The 258-nt window shown below is 30.6% G+C and carries 1 protein-coding gene; it reads left to right on the top strand.

The genetic code is table 11. The features are described from left to right. Window positions 1-258, top strand: a 258-nt coding sequence (locus SB775_RS31115) for a hypothetical protein (RefSeq protein ID WP_410865130.1), incomplete at both ends; no start/stop codon positions are given.

Here is a 258-nt window from a genome sequence, read left to right as displayed (position 1 = left end):
ATCATCGATAAGATGATACAATTAAATCCCCGTGAAAGATATGCGTCGTTTCGTGACATTTCAGTTGATATTTCCCAAGGTGTACTTGCAATAAATTTTACAGAAGAGGAAAAGAGTTTATATAGGAATTTTGCTGAAATACTTTCAAAATATATAGTAAAACACACAAATAGATACGAGCCTGTTAAGGATCCTAATGTAATAATGAATCGATTATCTACTCTTATTCGAAATAGTTCTCTGGAAAATTATATTCAG

The organism is Peribacillus sp. SIMBA_075, assembly GCF_046534585.1.
The sequence above is the reverse complement of the archived record's forward strand: the minus strand, read 5'-3'. Positions and strand labels throughout refer to the sequence as shown.